Genomic DNA, 24,227 nt, shown 5'->3' with positions numbered 1-24,227 from the left:
CCATTTTTATGCTTAAAATAAACCGCTATTCTCTCTTCAATCTTTCGGTATTGGCTAAATACAAAGTCACCACCAGTAGCAATATCGAACCGGAATAAATTAGCGTATCAATTGGGTTTTCATGATCAACTATGATCAGCCGGATAATAGCGGTGATGCCGATATAAATAAAATAACGCAGCGGGAAGTGATAGCCTGACTCAAAATACTTAACAATCAAGGCAATAAATTCGAAGTAAAGGAAGTAAATCACAATCCCTTCAATCAGCATGTAAGACGATGCATCCTGATTATTGACGAACAATACCTTGCCCAGGTGAAAGGTTTCCTTTATCAGGAAAACCACCAGAATAGCGGCCAATGCAATCAATCCCACATTCAACAACCGCTGTAGATTTTTAGCTATCCATTGTGAACGCGAATTTTTAGCCATAAATACTCCCATTGAAAGTCGGTAAAATAACCCAGGCCGAAAAAAAGCCCCTTACTGAGTAAGGGGCTAATAAGCACGGATCAAAGAGCTTAAGCCCGCAAGCTTAACGCCAGTTCTTGAAACGGTTAATCAACGCATTGGTAGAACTGTCATGACTGGTCACATTTTTGTCATCGGCCAGTTCGGGTAAAATACGGTTCGCCAGTTGTTTACCCAGCTCTACACCCCATTGGTCAAAGGTGTAAATGTTCAGGATAGCCCCTTGGGTGAAGATTTTGTGTTCATACAACGCAATCAATGCACCCAAGCTGAATGGGGTAATTTCACGCAGCAGAATGGAGTTGGTCGGGCGGTTACCTTCAAACACTTTGAAGGGCGCAACATAAGCCACTTGCTCAGGCGTTTTACCGGCAGCAGCAAATTCGGCTTCAACTTCTGCCAGTGATTTACCGAAGGCCAATGCTTCTGTTTGGGCAAAGAAGTTAGACAGCAGCTTCTCGTGGTGGTCACTCAGCGGGTTATGACTGATCGCCGGTGCGATAAAGTCACAAGGGATCAGTTTGGTGCCCTGATGGATCAACTGGTAAAACGCATGCTGGCCGTTAGTACCCGGTTCGCCCCAGATAATCGGGCCCGTCTGGTAATCAACCGGATGACCGTTACGATCGACATACTTACCGTTCGATTCCATATTACCCTGCTGGAAGTAAGCCGGGAAACGGTGCATATATTGATCATAAGGCAGGATGGCTTCGGTTTCTGCACCGAAGAAATTGTTATACCAGATACCAATCAATGCCAGCAGGATAGGCAAGTTCTTCTCAGCCGGAGTTTCGGCAAAGTGTTTATCCATGGCATGTGCGCCACTCAGCAACTGTTCAAACTGTTCAAAACCCACTGACAGTGCGATAGATAAACCAATGGCAGACCATAGGGAGTAACGGCCGCCGACCCAATCCCAGAACTCAAACATATTGTCAGTATCAATACCAAACTCACCGACTGCTTTGGCGTTGGTCGATAATGCTGCAAAGTGTTTCGCAACATGCTTTTCATCACCGGCAGTCGACAGGAACCAATCGCGCGCGCTGTGGGCGTTAGTCATGGTTTCCTGAGTAGTAAAGGTTTTTGATGCCACCAGAAACAACGTGGTTTCCGGGTTCAGCGGTTTCAACGTTTCAGCGATATGGGTGCCGTCAACGTTAGAAACAAAATGCATATTCAGGTGATTTTTGTATGGGCGCAGTGCTTCGGTCACCATATAAGGGCCAAGGTCTGAACCACCGATACCGATATTGACAACATCGGTAATGGCTTTGCCGGTATAGCCCTTCCAGTCGCCACCGATGACTCGGTCACAGAACTGTTTCATCTTAGCCAGCACCGCATTCACTTCCGGCATCACATCCTTGCCATCCACCACGATCGGGGTGTTACTGCGGTTACGCAGAGCAATATGCAGAACCGCGCGGTCTTCAGTGCGGTTAATTTTTTCACCAGAGAACATGGATTTAATCGCACCGGCCAGATCGGTTTCTTTGGCCAGAGCTTGCAGCTTTTCCATGGTTTCACTGGTAATGCGGTTTTTGGAGAAATCCACCAGCATTTGATCATTGAAAGTGGCTGAAAACTGGCTAAAACGCTGATCGTCCTTGGCAAACAGGCTGCTGATGGTGACATCTTTCATCTGCTCAAAGTGTTGCTGTAACGCTTTCCAGGCAGCGGTTTGACTAGGATTGATATTTTTCATAGCGACGCTCTTCTAGGCTTAAGGATTAATGAAACGAATGCCTTAATTGTATCCTGTTACCCTGTGATTGAGATCTCTTTTCTTGCGATAGGTATTATCTCTTGAAACAACACTTGATCTGCTTCCTGTTTTCTTGCAGTGCCCTTTCATCTTAGGACTTTCAATCTTAGCCACCGCCTACTTCCCAACCAGTATCCAATCAATTTAGTAATATGGTTTGATGAGTTATTAAATATGAGAATGCCTTATAGCCATATCATTGACAGAACGCCGATAACCCGTTATTTCCTTGTACAGAGAGAAATACCAATGGCCACCCAAGATGGCATCCCTGACACGAGGTTTTTTAGATGATTTCCGCTATACACCAACAGGTATCGCCGCAACAGGCTCGCAGTGCTCCAACCGCGACCGTGGTAGCCAAATTCGGCGGCACCAGCGTGGCAGATTTTGATGCCATGAGTCGCAGCGCCGATGTGGTTTTATCGAACCCGGACGTTCGTTTGGTGATCCTGTCGGCTTCTGCCGGTGTTACCAATCTGTTGGTCGCCCTTGCTGATGGCTGCGAACCAGAAAAACGCGAGCATCATTTAGATAAAATCCGCCGGATTCAAGACAAGATCCTCACCAAACTCGGCAATCCGGTGGTTATCCGCGACGAAATTGATCGCATGCTGGAAAACATTGCCATGTTGTCTGAAGCGGCCAGTCTGGCAACCTCTGCAGCACTGACCGATGAACTGGTCAGTCACGGTGAATTGATATCCACTCTGCTATTTGTCGAACTGTTACGCCAGCGTCAGGTCGCGGTGGAGTGGTTTGATGTGCGTAAAATCATGCGCACCAACGACCGTTTTGGCCGGGCCGAACCAGATACCCATGCATTGGCTGAATTAGCCCAGACCCAGTTAACGCCCCGAATTCAAAATGCCATTGTGGTAACGCAAGGCTTTATCGGCAGTGAAGGTAAAGGCCGCACCACTACCCTTGGCCGGGGCGGCAGTGATTATACTGCGGCACTGTTGGGTGAAGCGCTGAATGTTAGCCGGATTGATATCTGGACAGATGTTCCGGGGATTTATACCACTGACCCACGCGTGGTTCCGGCGGCAAAACGCATCGATAAAATCGCCTTTGAAGAAGCCGCAGAAATGGCAACATTTGGTGCCAAAGTGCTGCACCCGGCAACCTTACTGCCAGCGGTGCGCAGTGATATCCCGGTATTTGTCGGTTCAAGCAAAGATCCCGCTGCCGGTGGCACACTGGTATGTAATGAAACGGATAACCCGCCGTTATTCCGCGCACTGGCATTGCGCCGCAAACAAACCCTGCTAACTTTGCATAGCCTAAATATGTTGCACGCACGGGGTTTCCTGGCGGAAGTGTTTAATATTTTGGCACGGCACAATATCTCGGTTGATTTAATCACCACCTCTGAAGTGAGCGTGGCACTGACGCTGGATACCACCGGCTCGACATCCACCGGTGATAGCTTACTGACCACCTCATTGCTGACCGAGCTTTCCTCTCTGTGTCGGGTTGAAGTGGAAGAAGATCTGGCGCTGGTGGCCATTATCGGTAACAACTTGTCGCAAGCTTGTGGCGTGGGCAAAGAAGTGTTCGGTGTCCTCGATCCGTTCAATATCCGCATGATTTGCTACGGTGCCAGCAGCCATAACTTGTGTTTCTTGGTGCCGGGTAACGATGCAGAAAAAGTGGTGCAAACCCTGCATTACAATCTGTTTGAATAACACGGTTTGAGTTAGAGTAAAAACTAACTATAAGCTGATAACCCCAATAAGCTGATAACACCGACCGGGCGATTTCGTCCGGTTTTTCTTATCTCTGACACTGACGATTAAGGATATTCGCTTCATGTTAGTAAAAATCACCCGGCTGTTTCCGCTATGGGCATTACTGCTCTCGGTTGCCGCCTATTTTCGCCCGACCACGTTTATCGGCATCGGCCCTTACGTCGGTCCGTTGCTAATGATCATTATGTTTGCCATGGGTGTCACCCTGCGGCTGGATGATTTCAAACGGGTGCTGTCACGCCCGGCCCCCGTGGCGGCGGCAACTTTTCTGCATTATCTGATTATGCCGCTCACAGCATGGCTGCTGGCAATGCTGTTCCGTATGCCGCCGGACTTGTCTGCTGGCATGGTACTGGTAGGCAGTGTTGCCAGTGGTACAGCATCTAATGTAATGATTTATCTGGCCAAAGGTGATGTTGCGTTGTCGGTGACTATCTCTGCCGTTTCGACTCTGGTTGGCGTTTTTGCTACCCCGTTGCTGACCTGGTTATATGTCGATACCACCATCAGTGTGGATGTGGTTGGGATGCTGAAAAGTATTCTGCAAATCGTGGTGATCCCGATTGCCGCCGGCTTGATTGTCCATCACACCTTTACTAAAACAGTAAAACGTATCGAGCCTTACCTACCGGCGATGTCGATGGTTTGTATTGTGGCTATCATCAGCGGCGTGGTTGCCGGTAGCCAAAGCCATATTGCTTCAGTGGGTTTCATGGTGATTATTGCGGTTATTCTGCACAATGGCATTGGTTTGTTAAGTGGCTATTGGGGTGGGAAGCTGTTCGGCTTCGATGAATCAACTTGCCGCACACTGGCAATTGAAGTTGGCATGCAAAACTCAGGGCTGGCCGCAACCTTGGGTAAAATTTACTTTTCACCTTTGGCCGCGCTACCGGGCGCACTATTCTCAGTGTGGCATAACCTCTCCGGTTCATTGCTGGCAGGCTATTGGTCAGGTAAACCGGTAAATAAAGATAAAAAATAATTCACCCTATCAACAATACCCGTTAAATACGGGTATTTATTTCTTTCATATTTCCCTTCTTATCATATTCCAAATTAAAAACTCAATAAATAACATCCAGTATTTACCTGAATAAGTTTTAATTAATTTTAAACTTCATTATTTATTTCCCCACCGATATTAAAAAAATATTATCTCTCTCTTATTACTTAATATTACTTAACTCCAGACCACACTCTGTCGTTTTTATCCTTCAGGGACGGTAATAGTGCTGCCCAGAAATTTGACTCAAGGACAGAGATAACTGGGCCTTTTCATCGTTTTGTTTGGCCAGGGTATTTCTCCATCAGACATTATGATCAAAAAACGCACCGCATTATGCTTGTTATTGAGCACTGGCGCTCAAGCTCACCTGACGCCGGGAGCCGACATTCCTTCCCCTTTTAATGAATCACGACAGAATTTACAAAACAACAGTAACGAAGTTAGTCACTTAATAGAAGAACGTCGCCAGGCTCCATTTAAACAACCAGAATCGATAGCAAAAGCACAGAACAAGGCACCGGCATTAGAAAATGCGGAGCAGTGCCTGCCAATTAATGGTGTTTATGTTCAGGGTATGACCTTATTAACTACCGCTGATTTAGAGAGTCTCAGCGCGATACCAGAGCAATGTATTGGCAGTGAGAATGTCAATCTACTGGCCCGTGAACTCACTCAAATTTATCTGAGTAAAGGCTATATTATGGCTCGCGTTCAGTTTGTGCCTCCTGATGCTGAGGGCGAACTGGGGCTGGATATAACGGAAGGTTTTATTGAGAAATTTGAAAGTGATGATCCTGAATTAAACGGCGAAAGTCTTTTCCCGAACATGATCGGCAACCCGCTGAATATAACTCAGTTGGATCAAGGGTTAGATCAAGCCAACCGGTTACCCTCCAACCAAATAACCGTGGATATCTTACCGGGAACGGTCGCGGGTGGCTCAATTCTCAAACTCAGCAATACCCGTTCAAAACCCTGGCACATAACCACCTCACTCGATAATTATGGTAATAAAAGCACCGGTGAATGGCTGAGCCGAAATTCTTTTTCTTTCGATAATCCTCTTGGCTTATCAGACTCAATCAGTTTAAGTTTGACCAGTACCCTTGATAACCCAGAAAAAAACCATAGCCGAGCCTATTCACTATTTTATTCCGTACCTTACGGGGCGTTAACCTTTAGTGGTTTTGCCAGTTACTCCGAATATCTTTATCCGGTGCAATTACAATTTAATACCATTGAGCTACAAGGTAAAACCCAGCAACACGGTTTGCGTACCGACTACGTATTCTATCGCGACCAAGAACAAATTAATGGCTTAAGCGCACAACTAACCTATAAACAGGCAGAGAATTACCTTAATGATCAGAAAATCGCGATTAGCAGCCCGACACTGACGGTATTTGAATTAGGGGTAAATCATCTACACATTCTGCCAACCGGCATATTCAATGTGAATGTCAGCCTTGAGCAGGGATTATCATGGTTAGGTGCTGATAAGAATTTAACCGCCAGCCATCAGGATAGCCAATTCACTAAAGCTAAAGCCGCGGTTACCTCCAATCAATACTTCAAACTGTTTGATGATTTCTATCTGTTTAGCAACCAATTCTATGGCCAATATACCCGTGACCGTTTACCGGGTGTTGAGTGGTTAAGCGTCACCGACAGCAACGCAGTTCGCGGTTTTAGTCGCAATACCTTATCTGCGGATAAAGGTTGGTATCTACAGAATACCTTGTCTCGCAACTTCACTCTCGGCAGCACCACCCTAACCCCACGGTTTGGGGCTGATGTGGGCCGTATTCAGCAAAATCCGCAGGGCTGGCGCAGTGCCATGGGCTTGAGTGCCGGTATCAACGTCAGCTATCGCGATATCAAACTGGATATTGAAGCCAGCCGTGGTCACCTGCGGTCAGGTAAATCAGAGAATAAAGATCCTACTCAAATTCTGGCGCGCTTCTCTTATTCCTTTTAATTAATTCGCTGCCAGTGAGAACCAATTTTTATCAACACCAAGCACTATGAAAAATAAATGGAGAAATAAAAATGAAGCAAAATAAGTTCAAGCTCTCCCCGGCAGGAAAACTGGCGGCGGCTGTTGCTATTATTTCAGTCTCAGTGGCTACCTGCTATGCCACAGGTATTGTCGGTGTCGGTGACCCTGCCCACAACCCGAGTATTAATACGGTAAATGGCGTTCCAGTCATCGATATCGTAAAACCTTCAGCCTCCGGCTTATCACATAACCAATATAATGAATTTAACGTTAACAAAGCAGGTGCCGTACTTAATAACTCTCTCAGTGATGGCCAATCAAAATTGGCAGGGCAATTGAGTACTAACCAAAATCTAAATGGCCAGGCTGCCAGTATTATTTTGAATGAAGTGATTAGCCGTAATCCATCATTATTATTGGGGAAACAAGAAGTGTTCGGTATGGCAGCCGATTATATCTTGGCCAACCCCAATGGTATCACTTGCAATAGCTGCGGATTTATTAATACCAATCGCAACTCACTGGTAGTCGGTAACCCATTAGTGGAGCAAGGGGATCTACAAGGTTTTGATACCAGAAATAATACTAATCTATTAGAAATAAGAGATTGCTATACATCGACAATAGGATCGATAGACTTGATTGCCCCACGCATTAACATGCAAGGAATGGTAGATTCCAGAAAGAGCATTAATATCATCCTTGGTCAAAACAAAGTGGGTACTGATGGAGAAATACTAGCATCACAAAAATACGCAGGTTCGGCATACGACAGTAAAATATTTGGCAGTATGATGGCTGGCCGAATCAGAATAATTAATACCGCAGAAGGCAATGGGGTAAATATGTCAAATGAATATTCTGCCCGTGAATCAATAGACATTTCAACACCAGGAAGATTGAATCTTGATATCGATTTTGACCCCGAACTGAATTATAACCCTGCCCCCACCGACTTAAGTAGCAAAAATATAACCGTCAGTGCCGGTGATATTTTTACCTCAGGCGATATTATTGAATCCTCTTCTGGCGGTTCGACAACACAGGCACTCAAACGTACCAAACTTAAAGGCTCTAATATTTCTATTATTGCCAAGAAAAAAAATCATTTAACGGCGGCAGAGATCGACGGAAAAAATATTGTGGTACAAGGAGGCGATGTACAGTTTGATACAGAAAAGCTTATCAATACAAAAAAAGACGGTTATTCAGAAAACGGCGGCTGGGGGTTACATAATTGGAGTAAATCTGAAGACAATAAAGATGAACAACAAATAAATATTGGTACCAGTATTAAAGCAGAGAACAATATTTCGCTTCAATCAACTCAAGGTGATATCAAGCTATCAGCTTCGTCGATAAAAGCAGGTAATAACCTCGTTATAAAAGCTAAAAAGGACTTACGACTGGATAGTAAGATTGAGCAGGAGCTAACACATAAAAAGGGTCATAACTATGTACAAATGCGAGAGGATAAAACGTGGGATAATGAAACTATAATTCAAAACCTGAATAAAACTACCCTACAGGCAGGCAATAATCTGGGTCTAACGGCTGAGGGGGAAATGACGTCCAGTGGCGTTAACGCCTCGGCAGGAAATGATTTATTGATCAATGCTAATGAAGTCAATATTACTGTACAAAAGACAACATCACAAAAATCCACAAAAGGCAAAAATGAACAAAATCTAGGGATTGGTGGAATTGATCACAACAATAATGATAGAAATATAGAAACCAACCACCGTTCCGAAATAACTGCCGAAGGCAAGATCCTGGTTATTGGTAATAAAGGGGTTTCTATTACCGGCAGCAAAGTAAAAGGAACCAAAGATGGTTATGTTCAGGCAGATCAAGGTGGTATTAAGATTGATAACGCCATAAGTACCACCACGACTAAAATTGATGAACGTACCGGTGTCATATTTAATATTACTGGCAGTTCGCATAAAGCCAATAATAGAGATGAAAAAATTATCGGCAGCGAATTAGCTTCCGATGCTAATCTTAAAATAATCAGTAAAGATAATATTGATATTATTGGCAGTCTGGTCAACAGTGCCGGTGAATTGGGTATCGAAACATTGGGTGAAATCAATGTTAAAGCGGCCCAAACACAACAGAAAATAGATGAACAAAAAACCAAATTGACTATTTCGGGTTTCACCAACGATGAGGGTAACAGCCAGTATCAGGCGGGTTTGAAACTGAATCACACCAGCGAAAGCGAAAAAACTGACAGTATCGACAATCACGGTGCGTCGCTGCAAGGTGGCACCGTTAAACTGGACGCCCAAAAAGACATCACTTTCAGCGGTTCGAAAGTCACTGCTACCACCGGCGATGCGGATATTAAAGGCGAAAATGTCTCGTTTATCGCTGTGCAAGACACTCTCACCAGCAATAAAGAAAAAGAAGCCGTTGGGGTTGATGTCCACTATACCGGTGGCATGGATAAAGCAGGCAGCGGTGCAAATGTCAGTTATGAAGACAGCCAAACTACCCACGAAAAATCGACCGCCGTCGTCTCTGGTTCACAGGTCGCAGGTAATCTGAATATCACCGCTAAACAAGATATTATCAATCAGGGAACCGGTCATAACCTTGGTGGCACTTATCAGGCACAAGGCCATAATATCCATAACCTGGCCGCCGAGAATAGTGAGATAACTCACACCAAAACCACCAAAGTTGATGCCGGCTTTGAGGCCAATATTGCTTATGGTGAAGTCACTCGCCCGATTGAAGACATCATAAACAAAGCACAAGAGCTGGATATAAACGGCATGCTTGAAGCTGCGGGCGAAGTAGGCGCAGCTAACGTGGGGATAGATCTCGCGGCTAAAGGCGGAACCAAAGAAACCCACCTCAACAGCAACCAGTCCGTAGTGACATCAATTAAAGGCGGTAGCATCGCGCTTAATGCCAGTGACGAAGTTAAAGATCAGGGGACACAATATCAGGCGGATAAAGGTGGCATCACTCTGGATGCATCGCGCCATAACTCTGAAGCCACCGTTAATCGTGTTGATCAACATGTGACAGAAACCTTCGGCGAAGCCGGTATTCGTGTTTACACCTCAACGGGCAAAGACATTACCCTTGATGGTAAAGGTAAAGGGGGATCGACAGATCAACATATAAAAGGTGATATCGCGCAAGTTGGCAGCATGAATGCGACAAATGGCGTCAATATCAATGTGAAAGAAGACGCTATTTACCAAGGCACCCATATTAATGCAGGCAGTGGTAAAACCACGATTAATGCAGGCGGTGATATTCGTTTTGATCAGGTCGCTCACCACACCAGCGAAAGCCACAATAACGTGGAAGCCAGTGCCCAAGTCAATATCGGCACTAACGTCGGCAGCAAAAACTTTGGTGCCGGTTTAGGTGGTGGTAACAGTAAGGGGCAAAGCAGTACCTCAGTTGCCCAAGTCAGTCATCTGCAAGGCCAGCAAGGTATTGAGCTGAATGCAGGGAAAGACTTAACACTCACTGGCACCGCGCTCGGCAGTAAAGAGCACGCTACCGGTGATATTCTGCTGGCGGCCGGTAGTAAAGTCGATATTCTGGCAGCGCAATCACAAGGCTCCAAACAGGATATGGCCTGGTCAGCCAGTGCCAATGCGGGTATCAGTAACAGTAGTGGTACCGATAAAAATGGCAAAGGGATACAAGCAGGCGCAGAAGTGAACGTTGCTAATAAAGAGGAGTCGGCGACCCAACATCAGGGCAGTGTGATTAACAGCCAGGGTGCAGTCAACATTAAAGCGGGCAGTAACGATAACCAAGCCATCCATATGCAAAATGCCAATATCACCAACCAGAAAACCACACTGACGGCAGATAATGGCGGCATCTTGCTGGAGTCAGCGCAAGACCAAGAGCACAAAAACAACTGGAACTTCACTGCCGGGGCCAATGGCAACCAAAGTAGCGCTTTCAATAAAGATGACAAGGGTGTTGTCGATAAGCAAAGCAGTGAGAAGATCCATAATATCAGCGCTCAATTAGAGGTAGAGGTTGAGAAGCTGGATGCGGTAATACAACAAAACACCCACATCAATAGCAGTAATATCGCTCTGAACAGTGCTAAAGACACCGCGCTGGCTGGCGCTATGCTCAAAGCCAATGATATTAATGGCACGATTGGCGGTAACTTGAAAGTGCAAAGCCGTGAAGATATTCGACAGGAAGTTAATGTCAATACCGGCTTGAGTTTCAATCACAGTAACGAGAAACAAGACAGTATGATTAATCAGGTAGCCGAGGCGACGCCGATCGGCTCGGATAAAGTGAAGAAAACACTGACCACTAAATCCAACAAGTTATTCGATAAAACCAAAAAACAATATCACCAAATATCAAGCTACTTTGACACTAAAGAAGGGGGCAACGTGCAGACCCTCAGCTATATCAAAAAGGGGAGCAATGAGACGTTAACCGAATCCAAGGACGAAGAGGAAACTAAAGATAAATGGTGGCAAAAAGGGGCAAAAGCTGCTGGGAAAAAAGTCAAAAGTACCGTTCAGGATGAGCAGGTCAAAGGGGGGAGTGGCAAAGCTAAAATTGACGTCAGTGTCGTTGAAAATAAAGCAGTCATAGAACAATCAGCCATCAGCGGCATCCAGTCAGTTAATCTGAAAGTGGCCGGTAAAACCGAACTGAACGGCGGGAAAATATCCAATAAAAACCAGGATGTTGTTTTACAAACCAATGGGCTCGAATTACAGGACATCAACGGTAAGCTCACTGAAGGCGGGGCCAGAGTAAATGCGTCGTCTAAAGTCACCGAAGTAATAGGTGACGGCTTTGGTGAAATTTTAGCCGGTAAAATACCACTGATCGGTGCTCACGGCGGCTCGGTACAGAAAAATGCCGTCGCAGGCGTAACGCGAGACTAAAGCGAAACCAGCACCGCTAAAAGGGCATTAAAAAAGGAGATAGGCATTGCCGCTATCTCCTTTCATTTTATTGAATAATTTAGTTAAGTATCAGTCTGCATCGTAACCCAGATTAGGGGCTAACCAACGCTCGACTTCCGCCACAGGCATCCCCTTACGGGCGGCATAATCCTCAACCTGATCGCGCTGGATCTGCGCCACGGCAAAGTATTTGCTGTCCGGATGGCTGAAATACCAACCCGATACTGACGCCCCTGGCCACATGGCGTAGGATTCAGTCAGCTTCATACCGGTGTGGGTCTCTACATCCAGCAATTGCCAGATTTGGCCCTTTTCGGTGTGCTCCGGGCAAGCCGGATAGCCCGGTGCCGGACGGATCCCCTGATAGTTCTCACGAACCAACTCTTCGTTACTCAGGTTTTCATTGGCGGCAAAGCCCCAATACACCTTACGCACCCGCTCATGCAGATATTCTGCAAAGGCTTCAGCCAGACGATCTGATAACGCCTTAATCATGATTTTGTTGTAATCATCATGTTGAGCATCATAGGCAGCGGCCAAGGCGTCCTCTTCCAACCCGCCGGTCACCGCAAAGGCGCCGTAGTAATCGGCTTTACCACTGGATTTTGGGGCGACATAGTCTGCCAGGCAATAGTTCGGGAAGTCGGTTTTTTCGGTCTGTTGGCGTAAATGATGGCTGACCACCAGCACCTCGTCCCGCCGCTCATCACGGTAAATCTCGATATCATCGCCAACACTGTTGGCCGGGAATAACCCCACCACACCTTTTGGATGCAGTAAGTCTTCAGCAGACAGTTTATCTAACAGTTCATTTGCATCGGCGAATACCCGTTTGGCTTCTTCGCCCACCACTTCATCTTCGAGAATGCGCGGATATTTACCTGCCAGCGACCAAGTCATAAAGAACGGCGTCCAGTCGATGTAATTACGCAAGGTTTCAATGCTGGCTTCCACCGCCTGAACACCTAATTTGTGAGCCACTGGCGGCGTATAGTTCCCCCAATCAATGACGGTGTGGTTCGCGCGCGCAGCCTGCAAACTGACCGGTGGAGTACGCGGTTTTTTACGTGCATGCTGAATACGAACGGTTTCATATTCCTTACGGGTTTTCGCTATAAAATCATCACGTTGGGTATCAGATAACAACGCCGACACCACGCCAACACTGCGCGATGCGTTAGACACATAGGTGGTGGAACCGTTGTAGTGCTGCTCGATTTTAACCGCAGTATGGGCTTTAGACGTGGTCGCGCCACCAATCAGCAGCGGCAAGGTAAAGCCCTGACGCTCCATCTCTTTCGCCACGTTAACCATTTCATCCAGCGACGGCGTAATCAGGCCAGACAAGCCGATGATATCCACCTTCTCCTCACGCGCGGTTCGCAGGATTTTCTCAGTCGGCACCATCACGCCTAAATCGATAATCTCGTAATTATTACACTGCAACACCACGCCAACGATGTTTTTGCCGATGTCATGTACATCGCCTTTAACGGTTGCCAGCAGGATTTTTCCGGCGGTAGTTCCTTTCTGTTTGCTGGCTTCAATATAAGGTTCAAGATACGCAACCGCCTGTTTCATCACCCTGGCTGATTTCACTACCTGCGGCAGGAACATTTTCCCTTCGCTGAACAAATCGCCAACCACATTCATACCTGCCATCAGCGGCCCTTCAATCACCTCAATCGGTCGGTCGGCCTGCTGACGGGCTTCTTCGGTGTCCAGTTCAATGAACTCAGTGATCCCTTTAACCAGTGAATACTCCAGGCGCTTCCCCACTGCCCAGCCACGCCATTCCGCTTGCTGAATCGCCACTTCGCCACTTTTACTGCTACGGTACTTCTCAGCGAGATCCAGCAGGCGTTCAGTGCTGTCATCACGGCGATTGAGGATAACATCCTCAACGGCATCACGTAGTTCATCCGACAGATCGTCATAAATAGCCAACTGACCGGCATTGACGATCCCCATATCCATCCCATTGCGAATGGCGTAATAGAGGAAAACGGCATGAATGGCTTCACGCACCGGATCATTGCCACGGAAGGAGAAAGAAACGTTGGAAACCCCCCCTGAAATCATCGCGTGGGGCAGTTCGGCCTTGATATCGGCACAAGCGTCAATAAAGTCGACAGCATAGTTGTTATGCTCTTCAATCCCGGTCGCTACCGCGAAAATATTTGGGTCGAAGATAATATCTTCCGGCGGGAAGCCGACGGTTTCAGTCAGAATTTTATAGGCGCGGCGGCAAATCTCGATTTTACGGGCGCGGGTATCGGCCTGCCCCTTTTCATCAAACGCCATCACTACCATCGCCGCACCATAGCGGCGTACCAGTTTGGCATGATGAATAAAAGCCTCTTCGCCCTCTTTCATCGAAATGGAGTTCACAATGCCTTTGCCCTGAATACATTTCAGGCCTTTTTCGATCACATCCCACTTCGAGGAGTCGATCATAATCGGCACTCTGGCGATATCTGGCTCACCGGCAATCAGGCTAAGAAAACGCACCATGGCGGCGGCGGAATCCAGCATGCCCTCATCCATATTGATATCGATGATCTGCGCGCCACTGTCTACTTGCTGGCGGGCCACATCCAGCGCTTCATCGTATTTTTCTTCTTTTATCAGCCGTTTGAAACGAGCTGAACCCGTAACGTTGGTGCGTTCGCCGACGTTAACAAACAGGCTGTTGGCATCAATGGTCAAGGGCTCCAGCCCTGCCAGACGGCAAGCCACCGGGATATCCGGCAGTGGGCGCGGAGGTACCCCTGCAACAGCCTTAACCATCGCGGCGATATGCCGTGGTGTGGTGCCGCAGCACCCACCGACAATATTCAAAAATCCAGCCCGCGCCCACTCGCCAATCTGCTCGGCCATCTCTTTGGCTTCGAGATCATATTCACCAAAAGCATTTGGCAAACCGGCATTCGGATGCGCACTGACATAATATTCAGAAATACGGGATAACTCAGCGACATATTGACGTAACTCATCTGGCCCCAGAGCACAATTCAAGCCAAAGGACAGCGGTTTAACGTGACGCAGAGAGTTATAAAAAGCTTCGGTGGTTTGGCCGGATAATGTGCGACCGGAAGCATCGGTAATGGTGCCGGAAATCATCACCGGCAGCAGCACGCCCATGGCTTCAAATTCAGATTCGACAGCAAAGGTAGCCGCTTTAGCATTGAGGGTATCGAATACCGTTTCAATCATAATCAGATCAACGCCGCCCTCAATCAGGGCGCGGGTAGATTCGCGGTAAGCCTCAACCAGTTGATCAAAACTGACATTACGGAACGCCGGATCGTTAACTTTAGGGGAGATAGACGCAGTTCGGTTAGTCGGCCCGAGTACACCGGCAACATAACGTGGTTTTTCAGGCGTACGGGCAGTCCATTCATCAGCACAGATTCGGGCTAAACGGGCAGCTTCATAGTTAATTTCCGCTGACAGTGACTCCATCTGATAATCCGCCATAGCAATGGTGGTGGAGTTAAATGTATTGGTTTCAAGAATATCAGCGCCCGCTTCAAGATAAGCATTGTGAATAGCAATAATGACTTCCGGTTTAGATAGCACCAGTAAGTCGTTGTTACCTTTCAGATCACTTGCCCAATCAGCAAAACGCGCGCCACGGTAATCAGCCTCTTCCAGCCGATAGCTCTGGATCATGGTCCCCATACCGCCATCCAGCACCAGGATCCGTTGTGCCAATTGCCGTTGTAATTCCTTAACCTTATCGTTTATTACTGTATCCACCGCTGTCGCCTCTTTACCCTATTACCTTGCCATTATCTGACGTATCTTTTGCAGTTTGTACTTATCAGACATGCTACAAAACCAATTTGCTATAAAGCCAGTCTGCTACAAAAACAAGCCATTCTCCAAACCCGACTGTCATCCTAGCACAAGTTACCAGCCGAATGAGTCCACGCACAGTTGAGACTTTTTCAGATAGAACAGCCAACACATCGGATGAGTACTTTTAACCGTTTGCATGCATAATTGAAAAACGAAAATGAATTCCATAAAAATAGATGAGAGGCCGATCTATGGCACTACCCATTTCGATTAAACGGGGAAAGAAACCCAAAGCTACAGGGCAAGCTACCCCGGCGGTAACGGGCCAGGTTCAGTCATTGACTCGCGGACTTAAATTACTGGAATATATTTCCGAATCGCAAGGAAGTGTCGCACTAACAGATTTGGCACAACAGGCGGGTTTACCGAACTCGACCACTCATCGCCTGCTGACGACCATGCAACAGCAGGGTTTTGTCCGTCAGGTCGGTGATTTGGGCCTTTGGACCATGGGTGCTCATGCCTTTATTGTTGGCAGTAGCTTTCTGCAAAGCCGTAATTTGCTGGCCATGGTCCACCCGATACTGCGCCGTTTAATGGATGAATCCGGTGAAACGGTGAATCTGGCGGTACTGGATCACAGCGACTATCAGGCCATTATTATCGATCAAGTGCAATGTACCGCATTGATGCGCATGTCCGCACCTATTGGTGGCAAGCTGCCAATGCATGCGTCAGGGGCAGGTAAAGCCTTTCTCTCGACCTTGCCGGATGATCAATTAGTGCAATTGCTGCATAAAAAAGGGCTGCACGCCTACACCCAGCATACCCATACCAGTCCGGCCAGCCTGAAAGATAATCTGGCGCTGATCCGCAAGCAAGGCTATTCATTTGATGATGAAGAGCATGCTCTTGGCCTACGCTGTATCGCTGCCTGCCTGTTCGATGAACACCACGAAGCCTTTGCGGCGATATCTATCTCCGGCCCGATATCACGTATTACCGACGATCGCGTGACGGAGCTGGGTGCGTTGGTCATTCATGCTGCAAAAGAAATCACACAATCTTACGGCGGCGGGAATGGCGCTATTTATGTCGATCGGTGATCGGGGGGGGCAGTGTTCGAAGAAGGGTTTTCCACCCCCAGGGGTACTCCGGCGTCTCACGCCGCTACGACCCCAACGGCCCGATCCCCCTTCATTTGAAACTGTATTTTTCAATCCAATCAAGGCGTAGCGAGCTAAGTCAATCTGAATGCGCCCAGCACGCAGTAGCCGTCAAGATATCACCCGCTGGGAGAAGCGCTGTTTTCGTCGATAGGCAAAAACATCCTCCACATGCCCGTCCTTAATACGTTGCTGCAGCCCTCGCCAATAGCTGGCGTGGAACAGGTCGCTATGCATTTCCTCAAAAAAATGTCGCACTTTCAGGTCGGTACAGAGGAAATGGCGAAATTCTTCTGGGAATACATCATTGGGTGACACGCTATACCACGGCTCGCTGGCCATCTCATCCTCCGGATAGCGCGGTGGTGGAATATCGCGGAAATTCACCTCAGTCATATAACAAATTTCATCATAATCGTAGAACACCACGCGCCCGTGGCGGGTCACACCAAAATTCTTAAATAACATATCGCCGGGGAAGATATTCGCCGCCGCCAGTTGCTTAATGGCATTACCATATTCTTCAATGGCATCCTTCAATTGCTGATCATTTGCCTGCTCCATATACAGGTTCAATGGCGTCATCCGCCGCTCCATATACAGGTGTTTAATCATGATTTTATCGCCTAAATCTTCTAATTTTTCCGAAACTTCACGTTGTAACTCGGCCAGTAGTTCAGGGCTAATACGGTGCTTATCGATAACGAAATTCTCATACTCTTGGGTATCCGCCATACGCCCGACGCGATCATGCTCTTTAACTAATTGGTAGCATTCTAAAACCCGCGCCTGAGTGACCTCTTTTTGCGGCGCGAACTGATCTTTAATCACCTTAAACACCCGATCAAATGACGGCAGAGTAAACACCAGCATCACCATGCCTTTCACTCCGGGGGCGATAATAAACTGTTCACTCGATTGATAAACGAAAGTCAGGTATTCGCGATAACTTTCTGTTTTGCCGTGCTTCTGGCAGCCGATCGCCATATACAGCTCGGCAGTAGACTTGCCCGGTAATATTTCCCGCAGCCACTCAACCATTGCCGCAGGCAAGGGGGCATAAACCATAAAATAAGAACGGGCAAAGCCAAACACGATGCTGGCCTCTGCCTTACTGGTCAGGCAGGTATCAATAAATAACGCACCCGATTCATTGTGATGGATAGGCAGCAGAAATGGATAGACCCCACCCGCCAGCCGCAGTTTCCCCACTAACCAGGCGGCTTTGTTGCGATAAAACAGCTCATTGGCCATTTGAAAACGCGCCTCGCCCAGTTGCTTATCAGTAAAGGTCTGCCGCAGTGCGGCCACAATATAATCAATATCTCGGGGAAGATTTTCCCATGGTAAGCGTAATGGTAAGTCATGAAGAACAGCCTGCAACATGCTGTTCAGATCCCCTTTTGGCGCAAAATCACGGGCTAAAGGACGTGGGATCTCACGAAAGCGCCGCTCTGGTTGTGAGCTGAAAACAAACAACTTATCCGGCGTTAAATCACGGTGTTTAAACAAACGGCAGTAAACCGAATTAAAAAAGCTCTCCGCAATTTCAAAACGTGGGTAATCCGGCAACAACTCGGTGTAGATCTCTTTTACCCGCGCCAGAAATTCTGCATCAAAACAGCGCTGATCGGTGATGTGCTTCAGTTGCTCAACCACCAATCCCACATGCTGGTCATAGAGATGAATACGCTTCTTCATCGCCTGCTGTACCGCATGCCACTCTGCCTGTTCAAAACGGTGCTGGGCATCGGCAGTGACCTCCAGAAAGCGGCCATATTGTGCATCGAATCCCTGCAATATTGTCTGAGCGATCAGTTGTTGCAGTTTTACCGCCATACTCACCCCCTGCCATACGGAACAGAGCCTGCATAAGCAGGCTCTGACTGCTGACAAACCTTGACGACGCGATCTTGCGAGGTGAGGACGGGCAGAAGAGTAAAGCGTCCACGCCAGGGATGGCGCGGCTCGAGCCTACATGGATGTATTCACGGCGTCTTTACGATCTGCTTGTTGTCACCGCTCCGAGCACTTTGTCATTAACCTCAGCCTGCATAAGCAGGCTCCTGATAAAACACACTTTTCAGTCAAACAGGGTTTAGAACTGCTGTTCTTCCGTCGAGCCGGTCAATGCAGTGACTGATGACGCGCCGCCCTGAATGATATTGGTGACTTTATCGAAGTAGCCAGTACCCACCTCTTGCTGATGGGATGCAAAAGTATAGCCGCGCTCAACGGATGCAAATTCTGGCTGCTGCACTTTCTCAACATAGTGCTTCATGCCCTCGCCCTGCGCATAAGCATGGGCCAAATCAAACATGTTGAACCACATGCTGTGGATGCCTGCCAGGGTAATAAACTGGTATTTATAACCCATCGCCGACAGATCATCCTGGAAGCAGGCAATCTCTTGGTCGGTCAGATTCTTTTTCCAGTTAAATGATGGCGAGCAGTTATAAGCCAATAACTTACCAGGGAATTTCGCATGAATCGCCTGCGCGAAGCGTTCAGCCAGTTCCAGGTCCGGCGTAGACGTTTCACACCAGACTAAATCGGCGTAAGGGGCATAGGCCAGACCACGGCTGATCGCTTGCTCGATACCCGCATGTGTGCGGAAGAACCCCTCGGCGGTGCGCGCGCCGGTCACGAATTGATTGTCATAGGGGTCGCAATCAGAAGTCAGTAAATCAGCAGCATCAGCATCAGTACGGGCAATCAACAAGGTTGGTACACCCAGTACATCGGCGGCTAAACGGGCAGCAAGCAATTTTTGAATCGCTTCTTGGGTCGGCACCAACACCTTACCGCCCATATGACCACATTTCTTCACCGCAGCCAGTTGGTCTTCGAAATGCACCCCCGCCGCGCCCGCTTCAATCATGGCTTTCATCAATTCAAACGCATTCAGCACACCACCAAAACCAGCTTCAGCATCAGCGACAATCGGCAGGAAATAGTCGGTATACCCTTTGCTACCCGGTTCAATATTATTCGACCACTGAATCTGATCCGCGCGGCGGAAGCTATTATTAATTCTTTTAACCACCGCAGGAACAGAGTCGACCGGATACAGTGACTGATCCGGATACATACTAGAGGCGGTATTGGCATCGGCCGCCACCTGCCATCCAGACAGATAAATCGCCTCGACACCGGCTTTAGCTTGTTGCAGAGCCTGACCACCGGTTAACGCACCGAGACAGTTGATATACCCTTTACGTGCACCACCATGCAGTAATTCCCACAGTTTTTGCGCGCCGTGCTGCGCCAGCGTGCATTCCGGATTGACGGAGCCACGCAGTTTGATCACGTCTTCTGCGCTATATGATCGGGTGATACCTTTCCAGCGCGGCGATTTCCATTCCTGCTCTAACTGCTGAATTTGTTGAGTACGAGAGGTCGTCATGGCGATATTCCTTATTATTCAATTTGGTAGGGCTAAATAGGGTGTGATACCCAAAGTCATTGGAGTTGCAGGTAGGCAGCAAGCGAACGAATCCCGATGAGCTGACACAAGTCAGTGATTCGGGTGAGCGAACGTAGCTAACACCGCTGCGGCTTCAAGGACAAAGGGTATCTCAGGCGAGTAATGCGTAGCCTGGTAGCGTCAGAAAGTCGATAAGCTCGTCTTGTGTTGTAATACGTTCCATCAGGCGTGCGGCCTCTTCAAACCGCCCACCATCAAAACGCTCTGCGCCAAGTTCAAGTTTCACTACCTGCATTTCTTCACTCAACATGCTGCGGAACAGCTCTTTAGTCACCGTTTGACCATTACTAAGGCTTTTCTGATGATGTATCCATTGCCAGATAGAAGTACGGGAAATCTCCGCCGTCGCGGCATCCTCCATCAGGCCATAAATCGGTACACAGCCATTACCGGAGATCCATGCCTCGATGTATTGCACCGCGACCCGGATATTGGCCCGCATCCCCGCCTCAGTGCGATCGCCGGTGCAAGGCTCCAGCAACTCAGCGGCAGTGATCGGTTTGTCGTGCTCGCGGGTAACCTCTAATTGGTTGGGCCGTGAACCCAATACATTATTGAAAACGTCCATCACGGTATCTGCCAGACCTGGATGTGCAACCCAGGTACCATCATGACCGTTGCTGGCTTCCAACTCTTTATCAGCACGGACTTTATCCAATACCTGTGCATTTTGGACGGGATCTTTATTTGGGATAAATGCCGCCATACCACCCATCGCCAAAGCGCCGCGCTTATGGCAAGTTTTGATTAGCAACCGAGAATAGGCGCTGAGGAAAGGCTTAGTCATGGTGACTGATTGGCGATCTGGCAGCACCCGGTCACTGTGATTTTTCAGCGTTTTGATATAGCTAAAGATATAATCCCAGCGACCACAATTCAGGCCAACAATATGATGGCGTAGATGGTAGAGGATCTCATCCATCTGGAACACCGCAGGTAATGTCTCAATTAATACCGTGGCTTTAATGGTGCCTTGCGGTAAATCGAAACGATGCTCGGTAAAGCTAAAAACATCACTCCACCAGGCGGCTTCTTGGTAAGACTGCATCTTGGGCAAGTAGAAATAAGGGCCGCTGCCATGGGTAAGTAACTGCTTATAGTTATGGTAGAAATACAACGCGAAATCGAATAAACCACCAGGGATAGCTTCCCCCTGCCACTTAACATGTTTTTCTGGTAAGTGCAGACCGCGAACCCGAGCAATCAATACGGCTGGATTGGGCTTTAACTGATAAATCTTACCGGACTCATTCGCATAGGAAATTGTCCCCTTTACCGCATCGTGCAAGTTAATCTGACCATCAATAACCTTATCCCAACTTGGTGCCAGCGAATCTTCAAAATCGGCCATGAACACTTTTACATTGGCATTAAGGGCATTAATCACCATTTTGCGCTCAACTGGCCCGGTAATTTCGACTCGCCGATCACGTAAGTCAGTAGGGATCCCCTGAATTTTCCAGTTACCTTCACGAATGGAATTGGTTTCCGAAATAAAATCAGGCAAAGCACCTTGATCGATAACATGTTGCCAGGATGCCCGTGCAGCAAGGAGTTTGCTACGTGGCTCAGCAAATTTCATCACCAATTCAGCTAAAAATTCGATAGCCTCATCTGGCAAAACCTGCCGCTCAGCCGCATTAAAATGCTGTGTGAAAACTAACTCCGTGCCGACTAACTGTTGTGTCATTCCCCTTCCCCTCACCCATGTTACGACTTGTGTCTCAACGCCAATACAGCGCCACTCTTGGATCCTTATCGGGTAATGCATTCCAGCTAGAAATTGAAGGCTGTATTTCATGGTCATTCTTCATCCCGACAGAATTAAGAATAATCAATTAATTGGTAAAATCAAAAACGATTTCCATTTTTATTTAAAATAATTATTTAATTCTTATTTATCATATTGTTAACATAAATATGATGTGATAATAGATAGGAATCAAGTTCCATTACATTAAAACTTAGTGGTAATTTATTGTTTAGTAAAGAGATTAGACCGGTTTGACAGGAGGGAAATCGTATTTATAAGAGAAGGGAATGAACAGGCGGCCTCGATTCAGCCACCTTAGTTAACATTGGCAGTAGTAGAAAATCAATCGAGAGTAGGGTTCATATGACGCAAATCAAATGGTGTGATTTGGTAAACATAATAGTTCAGCCAGTTGGCAAACAACAGATGCCCATGGCTACGCCAGGATGCTTTTGGCGGTAACAATGCATCATCATCGGGGAAATAATTGAATGGGACTTGCGGGTTAAGACCGGCGGCCAGATCACGCTGATATTCTCCCGCCAGGGTATCAACATCATATTCAGGATGGCCGGTCACGAAAGCAACCCGCTTATCTTTGCTAGCAAACAGATACGCACCCGCCTCTTCAGATGAGGCCAGGATGTCCAAATCCGTATATTGCCGAAGCACTTCAAGTGGGAAGTCAGCATAGCGGGAATGCGGGGCCAGGAATGTCTCGTCAAAGCCGCGCGTCAGCAACGCCAGTGGTTCCCGCGTTTGATGTTGGTAAATACCTGAGAGTTTGGTCTCGCGAGTCATCTTGGGGATACCATACAGGATGTTTAATGCCGCCTGCACTGCCCAACATACAAACAAGGTTGAAGTAACATGATCTTTTGCCCAGGCAATAATACGTTCGATCTGTGGCCAATAGGCGACATCACAAAAATCAACTAAACCCAGAGGAGCACCCGTCACAATCAGCCCATCAAAATTTTGGTCCTGGATATCTTCAAAGTCGCAATAGAAGTTATTCAAATGCTCCGCTGGCGTATTTTTTGACTCACGGCAATCAACCCGCAGCAGTTGGATATCAATCTGTAATGGTGAGTTAGAGAGCAAACGCAAGAATTGATTTTCCGTCTCAATTTTTTTAGGCATCAGATTCAAAACCAACACCTTCAGGGGACGAATTTCCTGAGTTTTCGCACGCGATGAGGTCATTACAAAGACGTTCTCATTGCGCAAGAAACTCACAGCGGGTAATTCATCAGGAACCCGAATTGGCATGCCTATATCCTTAATATATCCGTTTATACGTTTAGACTTCTAGATGCCTGAAGATAGCGGATTTTAGATAAAAAGTCGAGTTATCTACAACAACCTGAAAATGTTTCATTGCCGTAATCTCAGTATGTATGAGCTGACGAGTGAACCGTATCAATTTGACAAACAGCTAAAACGCAAAAAACCCCTGTAAATGCAGAGGGTTCAGGCTACTAACAAAGTCAAATGAAGGAGGATCGTGCCGTTGAGCCGTAGCAGCGTAAATTGCCGAAGTGGCGCGCCTCATCACACACCTGGCTTGAAGCTTATTGGTTGCCATCTCTATGTTACTTAACAAATTATGTACAATTTAACCAATATTCCGGATATAAAATAGTCGGTATATGTATCTAACTTATTTATCATTAACGGTTGTTTATTTATAGCCCAAAAAGCAAAAACCCCACGCTTTTGGCATGGGGTTTTTACTTGATTTGATACCTGGCAGTGTCCTACTCTCGCATGGGGAGACCCCACACTACCATCGGCGCTACGGCGTTTCACTTCTGAGTTCGGCATGGAGTCAGGTGGTGCCACCGTGCTATGGCCGCCAGGTAAATTCTTTTCTATTACTACCGAATATTTTCTATTACTGCCGAACTTTAACCCATATTACTGGTGCTGATACCCAGAGTCGAACTGGGGACCTCACCCTTACCAAGGGTGCGCTCTACCAACTGAGCCATATCAGCACAACTAAATTTGATGCCTGGCAGTGTCCTACTCTCGCATGGGGAGACCCCACACTACCATCGGCGCTACGGCGTTTCACTTCT

12 protein-coding genes, 1 tRNA gene and 1 rRNA gene are annotated in these 24,227 nt (G+C 47.4%); 5 read left to right on the top strand and 9 right to left on the bottom strand.

Annotated elements, in window-relative coordinates; all coding sequences use genetic code 11:
• Positions 1-25 precede the first annotated feature (25 nt).
• Together psiE and pgi are read right to left on the bottom strand one after the other, a co-directional pair.
• Complete coding sequence (gene psiE / locus AEP37_RS13560) at positions 26-433, bottom strand: phosphate-starvation-inducible protein PsiE (protein WP_004705335.1); 408 nt, start codon at positions 431-433, stop codon at positions 26-28.
• A gap of 103 nt (positions 434-536) precedes the next feature.
• On the bottom strand, positions 537-2,183 hold the full coding sequence (pgi, locus tag AEP37_RS13555; protein ID WP_049613826.1) for a glucose-6-phosphate isomerase: 1,647 nt from the start codon (positions 2,181-2,183) through the stop codon (positions 537-539).
• A 350-nt stretch (positions 2,184-2,533) separates the two neighbouring features.
• On the opposite strand from pgi, the gene lysC reads away from it, so the two are divergent.
• The 4 genes from lysC to AEP37_RS13535 all read left to right on the top strand — a co-directional run bounded on the left by lysC (position 2,534) and on the right by AEP37_RS13535 (position 11,912).
• Positions 2,534-3,934 carry a lysine-sensitive aspartokinase 3 gene (gene lysC, locus AEP37_RS13550; RefSeq protein ID WP_049613825.1) on the top strand — a complete coding sequence of 467 codons (1,401 nt, stop codon included), beginning with the start codon at positions 2,534-2,536 and terminating at the stop codon, positions 3,932-3,934.
• Positions 3,935-4,058: 124 nt separating this feature from the next.
• The gene (panS, locus tag AEP37_RS13545) at positions 4,059-4,982 is read left to right on the top strand and encodes a ketopantoate/pantoate/pantothenate transporter PanS (RefSeq protein WP_049613824.1); all 924 of its coding nucleotides are present in this window, start codon (positions 4,059-4,061) and stop codon (positions 4,980-4,982) included.
• Between the two features lie 334 nt (positions 4,983-5,316).
• Entirely contained in the window at positions 5,317-6,984 is a 1,668-nt protein-coding gene (locus tag AEP37_RS13540; RefSeq protein WP_049613823.1) for a ShlB/FhaC/HecB family hemolysin secretion/activation protein, read from the top strand.
• Positions 6,985-7,055: 71 nt separating this feature from the next.
• Complete coding sequence (locus AEP37_RS13535; RefSeq protein ID WP_049613822.1) at positions 7,056-11,912, top strand: hemagglutinin repeat-containing protein; 4,857 nt, start codon at positions 7,056-7,058, stop codon at positions 11,910-11,912.
• Positions 11,913-12,002: 90 nt separating this feature from the next.
• Here the strand turns inward: AEP37_RS13535 and metH are convergent, their stop codons facing one another.
• Positions 12,003-15,695, bottom strand: coding sequence for a methionine synthase (gene metH, locus AEP37_RS13530; protein ID WP_049613821.1), 3,693 nt, complete (start codon positions 15,693-15,695; stop codon positions 12,003-12,005).
• A gap of 293 nt (positions 15,696-15,988) precedes the next feature.
• Here metH and iclR point away from each other — a divergent pair, with 293 nt between their 5' ends.
• A complete protein-coding gene (gene iclR, locus AEP37_RS13525; protein ID WP_049613820.1) occupies positions 15,989-16,843 on the top strand; it encodes a glyoxylate bypass operon transcriptional repressor IclR in 855 nt (284 codons plus the stop codon).
• 171 nt (positions 16,844-17,014) lie between these two features.
• Here the strand turns inward: iclR and aceK are convergent, their stop codons facing one another.
• The 6 genes from aceK to AEP37_RS13495 form a co-directional block, all read right to left on the bottom strand.
• Complete coding sequence (gene aceK, locus AEP37_RS13520; protein ID WP_049613819.1) at positions 17,015-18,742, bottom strand: bifunctional isocitrate dehydrogenase kinase/phosphatase; 1,728 nt, start codon at positions 18,740-18,742, stop codon at positions 17,015-17,017.
• Between the two features lie 259 nt (positions 18,743-19,001).
• Positions 19,002-20,309, bottom strand: coding sequence for an isocitrate lyase (gene aceA / locus AEP37_RS13515; RefSeq protein ID WP_049613818.1), 1,308 nt, complete (start codon positions 20,307-20,309; stop codon positions 19,002-19,004).
• 172 nt (positions 20,310-20,481) lie between these two features.
• A complete protein-coding gene (gene aceB / locus AEP37_RS13510; RefSeq protein ID WP_049613817.1) occupies positions 20,482-22,080 on the bottom strand; it encodes a malate synthase A in 1,599 nt (532 codons plus the stop codon).
• Between the two features lie 405 nt (positions 22,081-22,485).
• The gene (gene metA, locus AEP37_RS13505) at positions 22,486-23,415 is read right to left on the bottom strand and encodes a homoserine O-acetyltransferase MetA (RefSeq protein ID WP_049613816.1); all 930 of its coding nucleotides are present in this window, start codon (positions 23,413-23,415) and stop codon (positions 22,486-22,488) included.
• A gap of 475 nt (positions 23,416-23,890) precedes the next feature.
• Positions 23,891-24,006 (bottom strand): 5S ribosomal RNA (rrf, locus tag AEP37_RS13500).
• 61 nt (positions 24,007-24,067) lie between these two features.
• Positions 24,068-24,143: transfer RNA gene (locus tag AEP37_RS13495), tRNA-Thr, on the bottom strand.
• Positions 24,144-24,227 lie beyond the last annotated feature (84 nt).

This window comes from Yersinia pekkanenii (assembly GCF_001152565.1).
GTDB classification, from domain to species: domain Bacteria; phylum Pseudomonadota; class Gammaproteobacteria; order Enterobacterales; family Enterobacteriaceae; genus Yersinia; species Yersinia pekkanenii.
This window is presented reverse-complemented; position numbering and strand designations above follow the sequence as displayed.

Coding starts and splice junctions, on each gene's coding strand:
- psiE (WP_004705335.1), bottom strand. CDS start 433: ATGGCTAAAAATTCGCGTTCACAATGGATAGCTAAAAATCTACAGCGG.
- pgi (WP_049613826.1), bottom strand. CDS start 2,183: ATGAAAAATATCAATCCTAGTCAAACCGCTGCCTGGAAAGCGTTACAG.
- lysC (WP_049613825.1), top strand. CDS start 2,534: ATGATTTCCGCTATACACCAACAGGTATCGCCGCAACAGGCTCGCAGT.
- panS (WP_049613824.1), top strand. CDS start 4,059: ATGTTAGTAAAAATCACCCGGCTGTTTCCGCTATGGGCATTACTGCTC.
- AEP37_RS13540 (WP_049613823.1), top strand. CDS start 5,317: ATGATCAAAAAACGCACCGCATTATGCTTGTTATTGAGCACTGGCGCT.
- AEP37_RS13535 (WP_049613822.1), top strand. CDS start 7,056: ATGAAGCAAAATAAGTTCAAGCTCTCCCCGGCAGGAAAACTGGCGGCG.
- iclR (WP_049613820.1), top strand. CDS start 15,989: ATGGCACTACCCATTTCGATTAAACGGGGAAAGAAACCCAAAGCTACA.
- aceK (WP_049613819.1), bottom strand. CDS start 18,742: ATGGCGGTAAAACTGCAACAACTGATCGCTCAGACAATATTGCAGGGA.
- aceA (WP_049613818.1), bottom strand. CDS start 20,309: ATGACGACCTCTCGTACTCAACAAATTCAGCAGTTAGAGCAGGAATGG.
- aceB (WP_049613817.1), bottom strand. CDS start 22,080: ATGACACAACAGTTAGTCGGCACGGAGTTAGTTTTCACACAGCATTTT.
- metA (WP_049613816.1), bottom strand. CDS start 23,415: ATGCCAATTCGGGTTCCTGATGAATTACCCGCTGTGAGTTTCTTGCGC.